At 65.6% G+C, this 14,925-nt stretch carries 13 protein-coding genes and 2 pseudogenes; 4 read left to right on the forward strand and 11 right to left on the reverse strand.

The window, feature by feature from the left end; all coding sequences use genetic code 11:
- Nucleotides 1-123 precede the first annotated feature (123 nt).
- The 5 genes from G7045_RS12535 to G7045_RS12555 all read right to left on the reverse strand — a co-directional run bounded on the left by G7045_RS12535 (nucleotide 124) and on the right by G7045_RS12555 (nucleotide 4,832).
- Entirely contained in the window at nucleotides 124-1,434 is a 1,311-nt protein-coding gene (locus tag G7045_RS12535; protein ID WP_166159934.1) for an MFS transporter, read from the reverse strand.
- 9 nt (nucleotides 1,435-1,443) lie between these two features.
- Nucleotides 1,444-1,701, reverse strand: coding sequence for a metal-sensing transcriptional repressor (locus G7045_RS12540; RefSeq protein WP_166159935.1), 258 nt, complete (start codon nucleotides 1,699-1,701; stop codon nucleotides 1,444-1,446).
- A gap of 135 nt (nucleotides 1,702-1,836) precedes the next feature.
- Nucleotides 1,837-2,229, reverse strand: a complete 393-nt coding sequence (locus G7045_RS12545) for an ATPase (protein WP_166159936.1) — start codon at nucleotides 2,227-2,229, stop codon at nucleotides 1,837-1,839.
- A 342-nt stretch (nucleotides 2,230-2,571) separates the two neighbouring features.
- Nucleotides 2,572-3,636: a YhcG family protein gene (locus tag G7045_RS12550; RefSeq protein WP_166159937.1), complete on the reverse strand. Its 1,065-nt coding sequence runs from the start codon at nucleotides 3,634-3,636 to the stop codon at nucleotides 2,572-2,574.
- Nucleotides 3,633-4,832, reverse strand: a complete 1,200-nt coding sequence (locus G7045_RS12555) for a site-specific integrase (RefSeq protein WP_166159938.1) — start codon at nucleotides 4,830-4,832, stop codon at nucleotides 3,633-3,635. The genes G7045_RS12550 and G7045_RS12555 overlap by 4 nt, the downstream gene beginning before the upstream one ends.
- 267 nt (nucleotides 4,833-5,099) lie before the next feature.
- Between G7045_RS12555 and proC the strand changes: the two genes are divergently transcribed.
- Nucleotides 5,100-5,927 (forward strand): pyrroline-5-carboxylate reductase, encoded by an 828-nt coding sequence (gene proC, locus G7045_RS12560; protein ID WP_166159939.1) that lies wholly within the window; start codon nucleotides 5,100-5,102, stop codon nucleotides 5,925-5,927.
- A 271-nt stretch (nucleotides 5,928-6,198) separates the two neighbouring features.
- Here proC and ubiA read toward each other — a convergent pair whose 3' ends face one another.
- The 3 genes and pseudogenes from ubiA to G7045_RS12575 all read right to left on the reverse strand — a co-directional run.
- Complete coding sequence (ubiA, locus tag G7045_RS12565) at nucleotides 6,199-7,080, reverse strand: 4-hydroxybenzoate octaprenyltransferase (protein WP_166159940.1); 882 nt, start codon at nucleotides 7,078-7,080, stop codon at nucleotides 6,199-6,201.
- A 46-nt stretch (nucleotides 7,081-7,126) separates the two neighbouring features.
- The gene (locus G7045_RS12570; protein WP_166159941.1) at nucleotides 7,127-7,642 is read right to left on the reverse strand and encodes a Dps family protein; all 516 of its coding nucleotides are present in this window, start codon (nucleotides 7,640-7,642) and stop codon (nucleotides 7,127-7,129) included.
- Nucleotides 7,643-7,698: 56 nt separating this feature from the next.
- A pseudogene (locus G7045_RS12575) lies at nucleotides 7,699-8,355 on the reverse strand (LysR substrate-binding domain-containing protein); the annotation flags it as partial.
- 106 nt (nucleotides 8,356-8,461) lie between these two features.
- Here G7045_RS12575 and G7045_RS12580 point away from each other — a divergent pair.
- On the forward strand, nucleotides 8,462-9,445 hold the full coding sequence (locus G7045_RS12580; protein WP_166159942.1) for an IS481 family transposase: 984 nt from the start codon (nucleotides 8,462-8,464) through the stop codon (nucleotides 9,443-9,445).
- On the opposite strand, the pseudogene G7045_RS12585 reads toward G7045_RS12580, so the two are convergent.
- The 3 genes and pseudogenes from G7045_RS12585 to G7045_RS12595 all read right to left on the reverse strand — a co-directional run.
- Nucleotides 9,439-9,753 (reverse strand): annotated as a pseudogene (locus G7045_RS12585) (LysR family transcriptional regulator); the annotation flags it as partial. The gene G7045_RS12580 and the pseudogene G7045_RS12585 sit on opposite strands and share 7 nt — an antisense overlap.
- Entirely contained in the window at nucleotides 9,750-10,235 is a 486-nt protein-coding gene (dtd, locus tag G7045_RS12590; RefSeq protein WP_166159943.1) for a D-aminoacyl-tRNA deacylase, read from the reverse strand. The pseudogene G7045_RS12585 and the gene dtd, both read right to left, overlap by 4 nt.
- A complete protein-coding gene (locus G7045_RS12595; protein WP_205737194.1) occupies nucleotides 10,232-11,170 on the reverse strand; it encodes a cation diffusion facilitator family transporter in 939 nt (312 codons plus the stop codon). The genes dtd and G7045_RS12595 overlap by 4 nt, the downstream gene beginning before the upstream one ends.
- Nucleotides 11,171-11,305: 135 nt before the next feature.
- Here G7045_RS12595 and G7045_RS12600 point away from each other — a divergent pair, with 135 nt between their 5' ends.
- A complete protein-coding gene (locus G7045_RS12600) occupies nucleotides 11,306-13,402 on the forward strand; it encodes a bifunctional diguanylate cyclase/phosphodiesterase (RefSeq protein ID WP_240919222.1) in 2,097 nt (698 codons plus the stop codon).
- A 38-nt stretch (nucleotides 13,403-13,440) separates the two neighbouring features.
- The gene (locus G7045_RS12605; RefSeq protein WP_166159945.1) at nucleotides 13,441-14,922 is read left to right on the forward strand and encodes an AMP nucleosidase; all 1,482 of its coding nucleotides are present in this window, start codon (nucleotides 13,441-13,443) and stop codon (nucleotides 14,920-14,922) included.
- Nucleotides 14,923-14,925 lie beyond the last annotated feature (3 nt).

A 14,925-nucleotide genomic window follows, 5' to 3' on the forward strand; every position in this document is an offset into this window, starting at 1 on the left:
CTTTGGGGCAAGTGCGTAGCACGCGCAGGCCCGTGAGGGCCGGAGTTGCGCCAACGGACGCAGCAAAAAGGGGGCCGAAGCCCCCTTGGTCAAGTTAGATCGCGTTTGGTGAAGGACACAACGCTACATGCGTGGCCAACCTTGATGTAGGTCGTCCACGATCAGAAGGTGGTGGTGTCGGCCCTGGCCTGAATGTTCGCGCATATGCGGATGATCCGGCGGTAGATCCGGGTGGTCATGGGCGATATCCGATGGATCGCCGGCAGGCCAAAGCATTAGCGCAAGCACTACACCGGCGAGGCCAATCAACGACATAACGATGAAGGTTGATTGCAGTCCGAAGGCAGCACCGAAGCGTCCCGCCAGCGGGTAGCAGATCAGCCAGCAGGCATGTGACAGCGCAAACTGTGCAGCGAATAGCGCAGGCCGATCCTCGGCATGGGCGGAACGGCGCAGCAGCCGACCAGAAGGCGTTTGTGCCACGCTGTAGCCGAAACCAATCACCAGCCAAAGTGGAAGCAACAGAACATAAGACGGAATCAGCGCCCCGATGGCCGTACCGATAACCAGCACCGCCGCTCCCGTGATCATGACAGGTCGATCCGCTAATTTGTTGAGCAGCCCAGGCAGTGCAAATGCAGCGATCATCGAGCCGCCCCCAAACGCCGCCAAAGCCCAAGCTACTTCTGCTTCGCCCAGGCCGAAGCGTGCCTTGACGATGACCACCGTATTCACTATCACCATCGCACCTGCTGCTGACACGGCGAGGCTAACTGCCAGAAGTCCTCGCAGCCGCGGCGTTGCAAGGTAGAGGCGAACGCCCCGCGTGGTGCGCTCCCAGATGCCGCGACGTGGGCCAGGTGTCGAGGCGGGCAACATCACGCTGACCACCAGCGCGGCCGAGACAAGGAAGCCAAGCACTGTCCCGGCAAACAGGTTGTGGAAGCTGATGATGGTCAGCAGCGCAGCCGCCAGCATCGGGGAAACCAGGCTTTCAAGGTCGTAGGCCAGCCGCGAAAGCGACAGCGCCTTCGTGTACTCCTCCTCGTCAGGCAGGATGTCCGGGATGGTCGCCTGAAAGGTCGGCGTGAATCCGGCAGAAGCCGCCTGCAACACGAAGATCAGGAGATAGATTTGCCAGACCTCGGTGACGAAGGGCAGGCAGAGAGCCACGGCGGCTCGAATTAGGTCAAGTGCGACCAGCAGCGACCTACGCGGCAAGCGGTCGGCGAACGCCTGAGCGATCGGGGCGATGCCAACATAAGCAAGCATCTTGATAGCCAGCGCCGTACCAAGCACCGCTCCGGCGTCCGCGCCCGCCAGTTCGTAGGCGAGTAGGCCCAGCGCCACAGTCATCAGGCCGGTGCCCACTAGCGCGATCACTTGCGCAGCGAACAGGTGGCGATAGGTGCGGTTCTTAAGGACAGCGAGCATAAGTCGGCCTCATAGGAGTTTTGCGAGTGCCTTCATTTCACTCAGGACGGAAGCTGCATCATGGTCAAGGCAATGGTCGATGTGGTCATGAATCAGGGCACGCTTTGCTGCCGTTACCGCGCTTTCTACCGCCGAGAGCTGGCGGGCAATATCGAGGCAAGGTTCCTCCGCCTCGATCATGCCGATAACGTGCCGAAGGTGGCCTTCGGCACGCTTGAGCCGCTTCACAAGGGCAGGATGACTGGCGTGTTTGTGTGATTCCGTCATACGGCAATTATATCCCCCTAGGGGGGATGCGTCTAACGGCAATAATGCTTTGCCACAAATGGAGTGACGTGCCAGCGCAGCAGAAGAAAGTGCGCCATCCCGCAGGGACGACGCACCGAAGGCAGCGTGGCGCGGCTAGCTTGCCGCCGTTGCTGCCATCGACTGCAACTGGTCGATCACGCCAGGCTCTACAAACACGCAAGCCTGCTTGTCCTCGATCGGCACGTTGAACACCTCGGCAAACACCGTGCGCCGCAGGTGGGCCAGTCGGCCCGTGCGATACGCCTGCTCCGGCTTCATGCGGCCACCGGCCTGCGAGCCGCTACGCTGTGGATCGCATTCGACCAGTGCGACGAAGCCGTCATCGGACAGCCTCTGATGCTCGGGGCACAGGCCCCAGCCCGTCGCCGTGTGGCGTTCCATGCTCGCGCGCAGGCGCTTGTCCAGCAGGATCGCGCCGGTATCGAACGCCGTGCCGCAGACCAGGCAAACGTGCTGTTCGAGGGAAACGTGTGATTTGTCGTTCATGACGGTTCTCCGGTTGCAAGGGCGGAATTGCCCGGAACCGTCGAAGTCACGGCGCAGCGCAGCAGTCAGGGGGCGCAGCCGACCGCCAGGACGCAAGCGCGCATGGCGCGCGCAGCCCTTGACGGCGAGAACGCCGTGATACGGTGAAGGGACACAGCAAGACCGCCCCCTCACGCCATCCACGCGCGAAGGGTTTTCGGCAAGCGGAGCGCGCAGGCCCGCCAGGGCCGGAGGCGTCAGTGATGGAAGCCCGCATGGGGCGAGACTCGCGCAGCGAGGCTCGATGCGCAGCACGACAGCGCGACGGCGGCACGCCGGGACGCCCGACTACTGGTGACAGGACTACTCGGTGTCGGTCTTGCGCTGCTCGATCTGCAACTGCGCCCGCTGCGTTGCCTGTTGCAGCCGCTCCACCAGCACGCCCCTTGGCGGCAAAGCGGTCAGGTACTCGGCGACGTGGATGCCCGACTTGTCCAGCTCCAGCAATTCGATCTGCTCGCGCTTCTTGCCGGTACAAAGGATGATCCCCAGCGGCGAGGCTTCTTCCGGCTCCCGTTCGTGCTTGTCGAGCCAACGAAGGTAAAGCTCCATCTGGCCTTTATAGGCCGCCTTGAACTCGCCGACCTTTAACTCCACCGCCACCAGCCGCCGCAGCTTGCGGTTGTAGAACAGCAGATCGAGGTGGAAATCCTCGTCGTCAATCGGAATGCGTTTCTGCCGGGCCACGAAGCTGAAACCCGCGCCCAGCTCCAGCAAGAACGACTCCATTTCGCGGATGATCGCCGCCTCCAAGTCGCCTTCCTGCCAAGTGTCGCGCAGCCCGAGGAAGTCGAGGATGTACGGGTCGCGCATGACCAGGGCGGGCGACATGCGCTGCGCATCGCGCATCGTCGCCAGTTCCTGCGCGATCGTCTCGCCCGGCTTCTGCGACAGCGCCGTGCGCTCGTACAGCATCGAGTCGATGCGCTCGCGCAGCGTCCGCACGCTCCAGTGTTCGGCACTCGCCATCTGCACGTAGTATTGCCGCTGGAGCGGGTCTTTCAGCGGCAGCAGCGCCAGGAAATGCGACCAGCTCAATTGTCGTGACAGCGTCACGACAATTGGCTCGTCCGGGTAGGTGGCGGCGAACTGCACCATGCGGCGCAGGTTCTTGTCCGCGAAGCTGCGCCCGTAGTCGCGCACAAGCTGCGCCGCCAGCGTCGGCAGGATTTCCTCGCCGTACCCGGCTCGCTGGCCGGCCAGCACCTCCGTATGGATGCGCTGGCCGATGCGCCAGAACAGCAGGGTCAGTTCGGCATTGACCGTCGAGGCGGCGCGCTGCCGCGCCGCCTCGATCAGTGCCCGAATGTCCCCCAGCAGCGCCGAAGGTGCTGCTGACGATGCTGCGGATGGCCGGCGCGCGTTCATGCTGCCGCCTCCGTAAGCTGCCGCGCGCCCGTGATGGCCTGGCGCCGACTGGCCACCAGTTCGGCCGCCTCGCGCACCGGCTTGTCTTCGGTGTGGACGTAGTGCATGAACATCGCCACGGTCTTGTGGCCCGTCAGCTTCATGCCCACTTTGGTCGGCACGCCCGAATTGGCAATGTCGGTGGTCGAGCGATGGCGGATGCCGTGCGTGCCGACGTGCGGGACGCCGGCGGCCTTGAGCGCCCGGCACCAGCCGCCATAGTGCTCGCCAAAGGTCAGGTGCTTGGCCGGGTCGTTCGGCGACGGCAAGACATAGGGGCAACCCTCCCGGCGTGGCGCCGTCGAAAGCAGCCGATAGGCTTCCTCGCTCATGGGCTTGGATACGCCGCCGGTCTTGCTGTCGGGCCACACCACGCGCCGGTTCTCGAAGTCCAGCCAGCTCCATTCGAGCGGGCAGATTTCGGAGCGCCGGGCGGCAAACTCGAATTGCAGCCGGATCGCCAGCGGGATGACGTAGTTCTCCAGCCCTTCCGCCTCCAGCTTCTCCAGATGGCGGAAGATCCGCACCAGTTCCTCGTCCACGATGAGCCGGGTTTCCTTGCCCGGCGGGTACATCGGGACGTGGCGGCACGGATTCGTGCCGTCCGGGCGGAAGCCCCACACTTCGGCCAGGTTGAACATCTTGCGCAGCACGCCGAAGGTCTTGTTCGCCTCGGTCGGCTTGTAGGCCAGCTTCTCCATCAGCCCGGCAATATCGGGCCGCTTCACGTCCTGCACCTTCTTGCGGCCTAGCAGCGGGATGATGTTGCGGTCGATGACGCCCTGATAGCCTTCCTGTGTGCTGGGCTTGTTGCGCTTCTTGGAGTAGTCCTCCATGAATTTCTTGCACAACTCGGCCATCGTGGGTGCCTTGCGCGCCTCGGCCTTGGCCCCGCCGGGGTCGCCGCCCCGGCGAACCTCGGCCAGCCAGTCCTGTGCCTTGACCCGCGCCTGTTCGACGGTCAGCTCCCCGTATAGTCCTAGCGAGGGCTTGCGGGGCTGACCGGAGTTCGTGCGGTACTGGAGCATGAACACCCGGCGGCCCGTCGGGGTAATCTTGCACAGGAAGCCGGGCACCACGGTATCCCGCAGTTCGACGTCCTTGGCCTGGGGTTGCGCCGACTCCACGGCGGTCTTGGTGAGCTTGATCTTTGCCATGATGACTCCTTGGAACGACCCGGATTCCAGGAGCCAGATAGGAGCGGCGCGAGGGAAAACCGGATCAAGTTTCAGAAAGCACCGGCATATGATGGACGCGCGTAAGCTATTGATAAACCTGCTGTATCGAGCTGTGGCGCAGTCCAGCGAACTACCGGGCTGGAGTCATCGTGAAACAAAAAAACCCGCTGCCCCGCCCTCTTTTGCCGTCCATAGGGGCGCCGTTTTGGTAGTCTGCGCCCACGTTTTTCTGGAGCACCGCAGACCATGGCCACCCCTTTCACCCTTGAGACTCCCATCGCCTTCATCGGCGGCGGCAACATGGCCAGCGCCATCATTGGCGGCCTGCTGCGCCGGGGCCTGCCGGCCGAGCGCATCGACGTCGTCGAGCCCTTTGCCGAGGCGCGTGCGGCGCTGCAGCGCCAGTACGGCATCCAGGCGCTGGCGCAGGCGGGCGCGCAGCTCGAACGCGCGCGCCTGGTGGTCTGGGCCGTGAAGCCGCAAAATCTGCACGAGGCGGCGGCCCAGGTGGCGGCGCACACCCCGGGGGCGCTGCACCTGAGCGTGGCCGCCGGCGTGCGCTCGGCCAGCCTGGCGCAGTGGCTGGGCAGCGAGCGCATCGTGCGCGCCATGCCGAACACGCCGGCGCTCATCGGCCAAGGGATGACGGGGCTGTACGCGCGCCCTGCCGTGAGCCCGGCCGAGCGCGACCTGGTCGAGCAGGTGATCGCCACCACCGGCGCCCACCTGTGGGTGGAGGAAGAGGCGCTGCTGGACGCGGTGACGGCGCTCTCGGGCTCGGGCCCGGCCTATGTGTTTTATTTCCTCGAAGCCATGACGCAGGCGGGCGTGGACATGGGCCTGACGAGCGCGCAGGCGCACCAGCTGTCGGTGGCCACTTTTGCCGGCGCCGCCGAGCTGGCGCGGCGCAGCGACGACCCGCCGGTGGTGCTGCGCCAGCGCGTCACGTCCAAGGGCGGCACCACGCACGCGGCGATCGAATCCATGGAGGCCGACGGCATGGCGCAGCGCTTCATGCGCGCCCTCGACGCCGCCGAGGCCCGCGCCCACGCGCTGGGCGAGGAATTCAAATAAAACAAACGGTTCGCAATGTACCCCTGACTCCTTCCCCCTCTGGGCATAGGTATCTGCACAGCAATTTTGATAGCGCCTGACGCTTATCTGGCACGGGGTTTTACTCCCTCTCCCCTTGCGGGAGAGGGCTGGGGAGAGGGGGATGAACAGGCATGGCGCTGCAAGCTGGCACCCCCTCTCCCCCCACCCCTCCCCCGCGAGGGGGGGAGGGGAGTTACAGCCGTCACGCGCTTGCTGGGTAAGCGCTAGCAGCTATAAAAATAATAGCAATTCAGCGCAGCGCAAAGCCCAGCGCGACGCCGGCAAACAGCGCTGTGCCAATCCAGTGGCTCTGGCTGAAGGCGGTAAAGCAGCCGGGGCGCTGGCGCGTGCGGATCAGGCGGTAGTGCCACAGCACCTGCGCCGCCGCCACGCCCCAGCCCAGCCACAGCGGCCAGCCCAGGCCCAGCGGCGCCAGCGCCAGCGCCGTCAGCCCCAGGCACAGGGCAAAGAACAGCATCACGCCCGCCACATCGAAGCGCCCGAGGGTGATGGCCGAGGTTTTCATGCCGATCAACAGGTCGTCGTCGCGGTCCACCATGGCGTATTCGGTGTCGTAGGCCAGCACCAGGCACAGGTTGGCCAGCCACAGCAGCCAGGCCGTCCCCGGCACCTGGCCCTGCACGGCGGCAAAGGCGATGACGATGCCGAAGTTGAAGGCAATGCCCAAAAACGCCTGCGGCATGGCAAAAAAGCGCTTGGTGAACGGGTAGAGGATGGTGAAGGCCACGGCGGGCACGGACCAGGCCACGGCCTCCCAGCGCGTGGTCAGCACCAGCGCCAGCGCCACCAGCGCCAGCACCACACCCACCAGGGCGGCCTCGCGCACCGACAGCGCGCCGCTGGTGATGGGCCGCGCCTGCGTGCGCTTGACGTGGCGGTCAAAGTCGCGGTCGGCAATGTCGTTGATGGTGCAGCCGGCGCTCCTCATGAGCACCGTGCCGGCGACGAACACCGCCAGCAGGTGCCAGCCCGGAAAACCGCCCGCCGCCACCCACAGGGCGACGAGGGTGGGCCAGACCAGCACCAGCCAGCCGGCGGGGCGGTTGAAGCGGATCAAATCCAGGTACAGGGCCAGGCGGCTGCGGGCAGGGCGGGGGGTGGGGGTATTCATCAACAAAAAAGGGCCGAAGCCCTTGTATAGCAAACGCTAGCAGCTATCAATCTTCTAGCAAGGAGCGCAGCATCCAGGCGGTTTGCTCGTGCACCGTCAGGCGCTGGGTGAGCAGATCGGCGGTGGGCTCGTCGCTGGCTTTGTCGGCCAGGGGGAAGAGTTCGCGCGCGGTGCGTGCCACGGCCTCGTGGCCTTGCACCAGGATGCGCACCATCTCCAGTGCCTTGGGCGGCTGCGCCGGCACGTCGGGCAGCGAGGACAGCGCGCCAAAGGCGGCATAGGAGCCGGGCGCGACGTGGCCGAGCGAGCGAATGCGCTCGGCGATCGGATCGACGGCGTTCCACAGCTCGGTGTACTGCCCCATGAACATGGTGTGCAGGGTGTTGAACATGGGGCCGGTGACGTTCCAGTGGAAGTTGTGCGTCGTCAGGTACAGGGTGTAGGTGTCGGCCAGCAGGCGCGACAGGCCTTGCGCAATGGCGGCGCGGTCTTTGTCGCTGATGCCGATGTTGATGGCAGCGGCAGCGGCGGTTTTGCGGGCAGTCTTGGTTTCCTTGGCCATGGTGCTTACTCCTTGTGTGAGAACGTCAACCCCTGCGACTGTAGCGCAGCCATGGCTCAGGAAAGGCGCTGCACGCCCGGCAGCTCGCAGGCGTAGATGGCGTTGCGCAGCGCGGCAATGGCCTCGTAGCGCGTGAAGCTGCGCCGCCAGGCGAGCACCACGCGGCGCGTGGGCGGGCCCATGCCTTCTTCTTCCCGGATGGGCAGGTAGCGGATGTGCGCGTCGTCGCTCTTGCGTCGGCGCACGCCCTTGTGCAGCGCGTCGCGCGGCACCGACAGGCGCGGCACCAGGGTCACGCCCATGCCGGCGGAGACCATGTGCTTGATGGTTTCGAGCGAGCTGCCTTCAAAGGTGCGCCGTATGCCTTCGGCGTTGCTGGCGTAGCGCGCGAACTCGGGACAGACTTCGAGCACATGGTCGCGAAAGCAGTGGCCCGCGCCCAGCAGCAGCATGGTTTCGTTTTTCAATTCTTCGGTCGAGACACTGTCGCGCGCCGCCAGCGGGTGGCTGCTGGGCACGGCGGCCAGAAAGGGCTCGTCGTACAGCGGCGCCATGGCCAGGCCGGTATCGGGAAAGGGCTCGGCCAGGATGGCGCAGTCGATCTCGCCGGTGCGCAGCATCTCCAGCAACTTGACGGTGAAGTTCTCCTGCAGCATCAGCGGCATTTGCGGCGTGCGCGCAATCGCGTGGCGCACCAGCTCGGGCAGCAGGTAGGTGTCCCATCTCGTGTGATCATATACCCCACAGGAGTTGGGCATTCTTCCAAGCAAGAGAGGTAATGCGCAACGTGGTGGAATCCTTCAAACAGGAGCAATCGACATGAGCCAAGTGCACGCGCAAGCACGAACCACACCGCGTACGAGAGCCGAGATTAAAGCTTCGTCAGCATCGATTGCAGAACTGGCCGATCGCTACAACATCAACCGTGCGACAGCACGCAAATGGAAGCACCGAGACAGCCCGGATGATCTCTCGCACCGTCCGCACACGCTGCATACCACGCTCTCGCCCGTGCAAGAGGCCATCGCTGTGGAGCTGCGCCGCCTGCTGTTTCTGCCCCTGGATGACCTGCTGGCGGTGGTGCGAGAGTTTGTGAACCCGCAGGTCTCCCGTGCAGGTCTGGATCGTTGCTTGCGCCGCCACGGTGTCTCCAGTTTGCGTGAACTTCAGGCCCAGGCCCAGGCCGACGCAGGCACTGCTGACAAGCCCGTCAAGACCTTCAAGGACTATGAACCAGGCTTTGTGCATGTGGACATCAAATACCTGCCGCAGATGCCCGACGAGCGCCAGCGGCGCTATCTGTTCGTGGCCATAGACCGGGCAACGCGCTGGGTGTTCATGCACATCTATGCCGACCAGAGCGAGGACTCCAGCGTGGACTTCCTGGAGCGTCTGGAGCGTGCAGCACCCATGAAGATCGTCAAACTACTCACCGACAACGGCAGTCAGTTCACGGATCGGTTCACGAACAAAAAACGCGAACCCAGCGGGCGGCACAAGTTCGATGTGCGCTGCAAGGCGTTGGGCATTGAGCACCGGCTGTGTCCGCCGCGTCACCCACAGACCAACGGCATGGTGGAGCGCTTCAACGGGCGTATCAGCGAAATCGTCAGGCAAACGCGCTTTGCATCGGCAGCGCAGCTGGAGGCCACATTGATGAACTACGTCAAAACCTACAACCACCAGATTCCACAGCGTGCACTCAAGCACGTTTCACCCGTTCAGGCGTTGAAGGATTGGTATGCAAAAAAGCCGGAATTGTTCAAGAAGCGTGTTTACAAACAGGCGGGACTTGACAGGTAGGGGCCGATGGTGTAGATCACGCCCAGCGTGAGCACGCCAGCGAGCGGGTCCTTGCCGCGCTTGGCGATTTCCTTGATGGCGGCGGCCTGCTCCAGCACGCTTTGCGCCTGGCGCACGATGTCTTCGCCCAAGGCGGTGACGGTGACCTCGCCGGCGCTGCGCTCGAAGATTTTCATGTCCAGCTCGTCTTCGAGCTTTTTCACCGCCACCGACAAGGTGGGCTGCGAGACAAAGCAGGCTTCGGCGGCGCGACCAAAGTGCTTTTCACGCGCGACGGCGACGATGTATTTGAGTTCAGTGAGGGTCATAGCGCTGCATCCTTGGGCTCGATAGCGCCGGCGGCCAGCGGCGGCGCCATGCGCAAGGGGATGGTGACCGGGCCGTCGTTGACCAGGTGCACCTGCATGTCGGCGCCAAACGCGCCCGTTGCCACCGCAGGGTGCACCGCGCGCGCCAGGGTGACGAAGTGATCGTACAGGCGGCGCCCCACGTCGGGCGCTGCGGCCTGGCCAAAGCTGGGGCGATTGCCGCCGCTGGTGTCCGCTGCCAGGGTGAACTGGCTGACGATGAGCAGGCCGCCGGCCACGTCTTGCAGGCTGCGGTTCATCTTGCCGTCGGCGTCGCTGAAGATGCGCAATTTCAGCACCTTGGCCAGCAGGCGCACCGCCTCTTGGGGGCGGTCGCCCTGCTCGGCGCACAGCAGCAAGAGCAGGCCGGGGCCGATGGCGCCAATGCATTCGCCCTGCACGTGCACCTGTGCCTGGCGCACGCGTTGCAGCAAAGCCATCATGGGGTTTTCTCCTGGGTTTGCTCAAACACGGTGACGGCCCCGGTGGGCAGCAGCTCGATGGTGGCGTACAGGCCGGGGATGGTGCCCATCAACTCGGCTTCGAGCGCCTCGCGCGCGGCGGCGGCGCGCCCGAGCGTCCACTGCGCCGGCACGTGCATGTGCAGCTGCACATAGCTGCGCGCACCGGCGCGGCGCGAGGTCAGGTTGTCAAAGCGCACCGCGCCGGCGCTGGCCTGGCTGTGGCGCTCCAGGGTGGCGCCGATCAGCTCGAGCAGCGCCTGCTCCACAGCCTCGTCCATCAGGCCCTGGGCGGCGCGCCAAACCAGCGCACCGCCCTCCTTCAAGATATTGAGGGCCACGCCCATGGCCACCAGCGGATCGAGCCACAGCCAGCCCGTGGCGCGCGCCGCCAGCAGGCCAACGACCACGCCGATGGAGGTCCAGACGTCGGTCACCAGGTGGCGCGCATCGCCTTCGAGCGCCACCGAGCGGTGCGCGCGCGCGCTGCGGAACATGGCCCAGGCCAGCAGGCCGTTCAAGCCGGTGCTGGCCAGCGACAGCGCCAGGCCCCAGTCGAGCTGCTGCAGCGGCTGCGGCTGCAGCAGGCGCAGGCCCGAGGCCCAGAAGATGGCCACACTGGCGCCGACGATCAAAATGCCCTCGAAGCCGGACGAGAAGTACTCCGCCTTGTAATGCCCGTAGGGGTGCTCGGCGTCTGCCGGGCGCTGCGCAATCGTCACCATGGCCAGGGCGAACATGGCGCCGGCGAGGTTGACGAAGGATTCGAGCGCATCCGAGAGCAGGCCAATCGAGCCGGTGAGCCACCAGGCCAGCGTCTTGAGCGCAATCGTGAGCAGGGCCACGCCCACCGAGGCGCGCAGCAGGCGCTGCGGCGTCAGCCACACGAGCAGGGAAGGAACAAAGGGATGCGTCACAGCCGGGGATTATCGGCGCCCCAGCACCCAGCATTGAAAAAATCTATGGCTGTAGCCCCCAACCCAAAATAGTCGGTTTTACGTATGGCAATGGCAGACGCTTCCGCTATAACCAGCGCCAGTCTTATGCCTGATATGCCGAACACCGACCGCCTCGACCCTGCAGAGGTGCTGAGCTCCAGCAACAGCGGCTCGTTGTTGCGCGTGATTGCCGACGCCGTGCCCGCCAGCATTGCCTACTACGAGGCCGACACCCTGCGCTGCCGCTTTGCCAACGAGCGCTACGCCCGCAGCTGCGGCCAGAGCACGCGCAGCATTCTCGGGATGCACGCCCAGGACAGTGTCAGCACCGCCACCTGGGCTGCCATCGAGCCCTATACCCGCCGCTGCGCTGCCGGCGAGGCCGTGCGCTACACGCGCGAACAGCACGACGCCCAGGGCCAGCTGCGCATGGTCGAGGTGCACCTGATCCCGCACCTGCAGGACGGGCGCCAGCTGGGCATCTTCGTCATGATCAACGACATCACGCACCACTGGCAAGCCGAGCGCGCCGTGCGTGAGAGCAACGAGCGGATGCACAAATTCAGCACCGCAACGCAAGAATCACTGGTCTTTCACCGCCATGGCCGCGTGCTCGACGGCAACGAGGCCCTGGAGCGCCTGGTGGGCTACCGGGCGACGGAGGTCATCGGGCGCTCGATTCTGGATTTCGTCAGCCCCGAATACCACCAGGCCGTGATCGACTACATGACCCAGGGCCGTGAGGACAACTACGAAATCGTCGTGCTGCACCGCAACGGCCAGCGCATTCCGGTCGAGGTCGTGGGCAAAACCATGCCGGACGAAGGCGAGGAATACCGCATTGCCGTGCTGCGCGACATCACGGCCCGCAAGCAGGTGCAGGAGCACATGGCCTTCATGGCCCTGCACGATGGCCTGACGCAGCTGCCCAACCGCCGCTACCTGCTCGAACAGCTGGGCCAGACCCTGGCTCGCCTGCGCCCGCAGCTGGGCCAGGCGGCGCTGTTGTTCGTCAACCTCGATCATTTCAAAACCGTCAACGAATCGCTGGGCCACCAGGTGGGCGACGCCCTGCTCTACGAAACCGCCCAGCGCCTGAAAACGGCCGTGCGCCCCGGCGATCTGGTGGCACGCCTGGGCAGCGATGAGTTTGTGGTGCTGCTGTCCGAACGGGCGCAGGCCGCAGACGCCGAGCAGGTGGCCGACACCCTCTTGACCGTGCTCGCCCGCCCCCACCCCGTGGGCGGCCTGCCGGTGGCGCTCTCGCCCTCCATCGGCATCAGCTTGTTCCCGCAAGACGGCGACAGCCCCGAGGAGTTGCTGCGCCACGCCGATATGGCCATGGCCTACGCCAAGGAAAGCGGGCGCGCCAACCGCCAGTTCTACCAGGCGCGCATGGATGGCCGCACCCCGCACGAGGAGCTGCGCCTGGAACGCCAGCTGCGCGAGGCGATTGCCCAGCACGAATTCACCCTGCACTACCAACCCCAGGTGCGCCTGGCCGACGCGGGCCTGGCCGGCTTCGAGGCCCTGGTGCGCTGGCACCACCCCGAGCGCGGCCTGGTCGGGCCCGACGAGTTCATCACCTTTGCCGAGGCACGCGGCCTGATCACACCCATTGGCCGCTGGGTGCTGCACGAAGCCTGCCGCCAGCTGCAAGCCTGGCACGCCGCCGGCCTGCCCAAAGTGCCCATCGCCGTCAACATCTCGGCCCTGGAGCTGCGCCAGCGCGACGTGCTGGCCGACATCCGCCAGGTGCTGCACGACACCGGCCTGGCGCCGCAGTACCTGGAGATCGAGATCACCGAATCGGTGCTGATGCAGCAGTCCGGCGCCGCCGAGCAGATGCTCGCGGCGCTGCGCGCGCTGGGCGTGGGCGTGTCCATCGACGACTTCGGCACCGGCTATTCCTCGCTCGCCTACCTCAAGCGCTACCCGATAGACAAGCTCAAGATCGACCGCTCCTTCGTCATCGACACCCCCGACAGCCAGGACGACGTCGCCATCGTCACCGCCATCATCCAGATGGGCCACAGCCTGCAGCTGCGCGTCGTTGCCGAAGGCGTGGAAACACCGGCGCAGCAGGCCCTGCTGCAGCGCCTGGGCTGCAACCTGGTGCAGGGCTACGGCCTGTCGCGCCCACTCACCGCCTGTCAGGTACTGCCCTGGTGGGAAGCCTGGCAGGCGCGCGCGCAGCTCACGCCGCCCTGAACCAGGGGTGACACAAAGGCCGTGGACAATGCACATCCATGGCCTACCTCACCACCTTCACCGCGCCCACCGAGCACGACGACCCGGCAGCAGCGCTGGCACAGATTCAGCACATCTACCAGCAGCAGATCGAGCACCTGCGCCAGCACATGCAGCGCTTTGTGGCGGGCGAAACCCCGCCCCAGCCGGTGCGCGCCTACTACCCGCTGGTGCGCCTGCGCACGCACACCGTGGCCCGCGCACCCACGCAGCTGGCCTACGGCTTCGTCGAAGGCCCGGGCCACTACGAAACCACCCTCACCCGCCCGGATCTGTTTGCCAGCTACTACCTGCAGCAGCTGACCCTGCTGCGCCAAAGCCACGGCGTGGCGCTGGAGGTGGCCACCAGCAATCAGCCGATTCCGGTGCATTTTTCCTTTGCCGAGCAGGATCACGTCGAGGGCCAGCTGAGCGCCGAGCGGCGCCTGTTGATGCGCGATTTGTTCGACCTGCCCGACCTCACCGCCATGGACGACGGCATCGCCAACGGCACCTGGCAGCCGCAGCCGGGCCAGGCGCAGCCGCTGTCGCTGTTCACCGCTGCGCGCATCGATTACTCGCTGCAACGCCTGCGCCACTACAGCGGCACGCAGCCCGAGTGGTTCCAAAATTTCGTGCTGTTCACCAACTACCAGTTCTACATCGACGACTTCATCCGCCTCGGGCTGGCGGAGATGGCCAACCCCGAGAGCGAGTACGTCGCCTTCATCGAGCCCGGCAACGTCGTCACGCGCCGCGTGGGCCTCGCGCCCGAGCCCGGCGACGCACGCGGCATGGCGCCGCCGCGCCTGCCGCAAATGCCGGCCTACCACCTGGTGCGCAAAGACTGCAGCGGCATCACCATGGTGAACATCGGCGTCGGCCCGGCGAACGCCAAAACCATCACCGACCACATCGCCGTGCTGCGCCCGCACGCCTGGCTGATGCTGGGCCACTGCGCCGGCCTGCGCCACAGCCAGCAGCTGGGCGACTACGTGCTGGCGCACGCCTACGTGCGCGAAGACCATGTGCTCGACGAAGACCTGCCGCTGTGGGTGCCCATCCCGGCGCTGGCCGAGATCCAGCAGGCACTGCAGCAGGCCGTGGCCGACGTATCGCAAATTCCCGAGGGCGAGCTCAAACGCATCATGCGCACCGGCACCGTCGCCAGCACCGACAACCGCAACTGGGAGCTGCTGCCCAACAATTTGCCGCAACAGCGCTTTAGCCAAAGCCGCGCCGTGGCGCTGGACATGGAGAGCGCCACCATCGCCGCCAACGGCTTTCGCTTTCGCGTGCCCTACGGCACGCTGCTGTGCGTGTCAGATAAGCCGCTGCACGGCGAAATCAAGCTGCCGGGCATGGCCAACCACTTCTACCGCGAGCGCGTCGATCAGCACCTGCGCATCGGCCTGCGTGCCATCGAGCTGCTGCGCGCCGGCGGCGCCGCGCGCCTGCACAGCCGCAAGCTGCGCAGCTTTGCCGAGGTGGCGTTCCAGTAAAGG

The organism is Acidovorax sp. HDW3 (assembly GCF_011303755.1).
GTDB lineage: Bacteria > Pseudomonadota > Gammaproteobacteria > Burkholderiales > Burkholderiaceae_C > Paenacidovorax.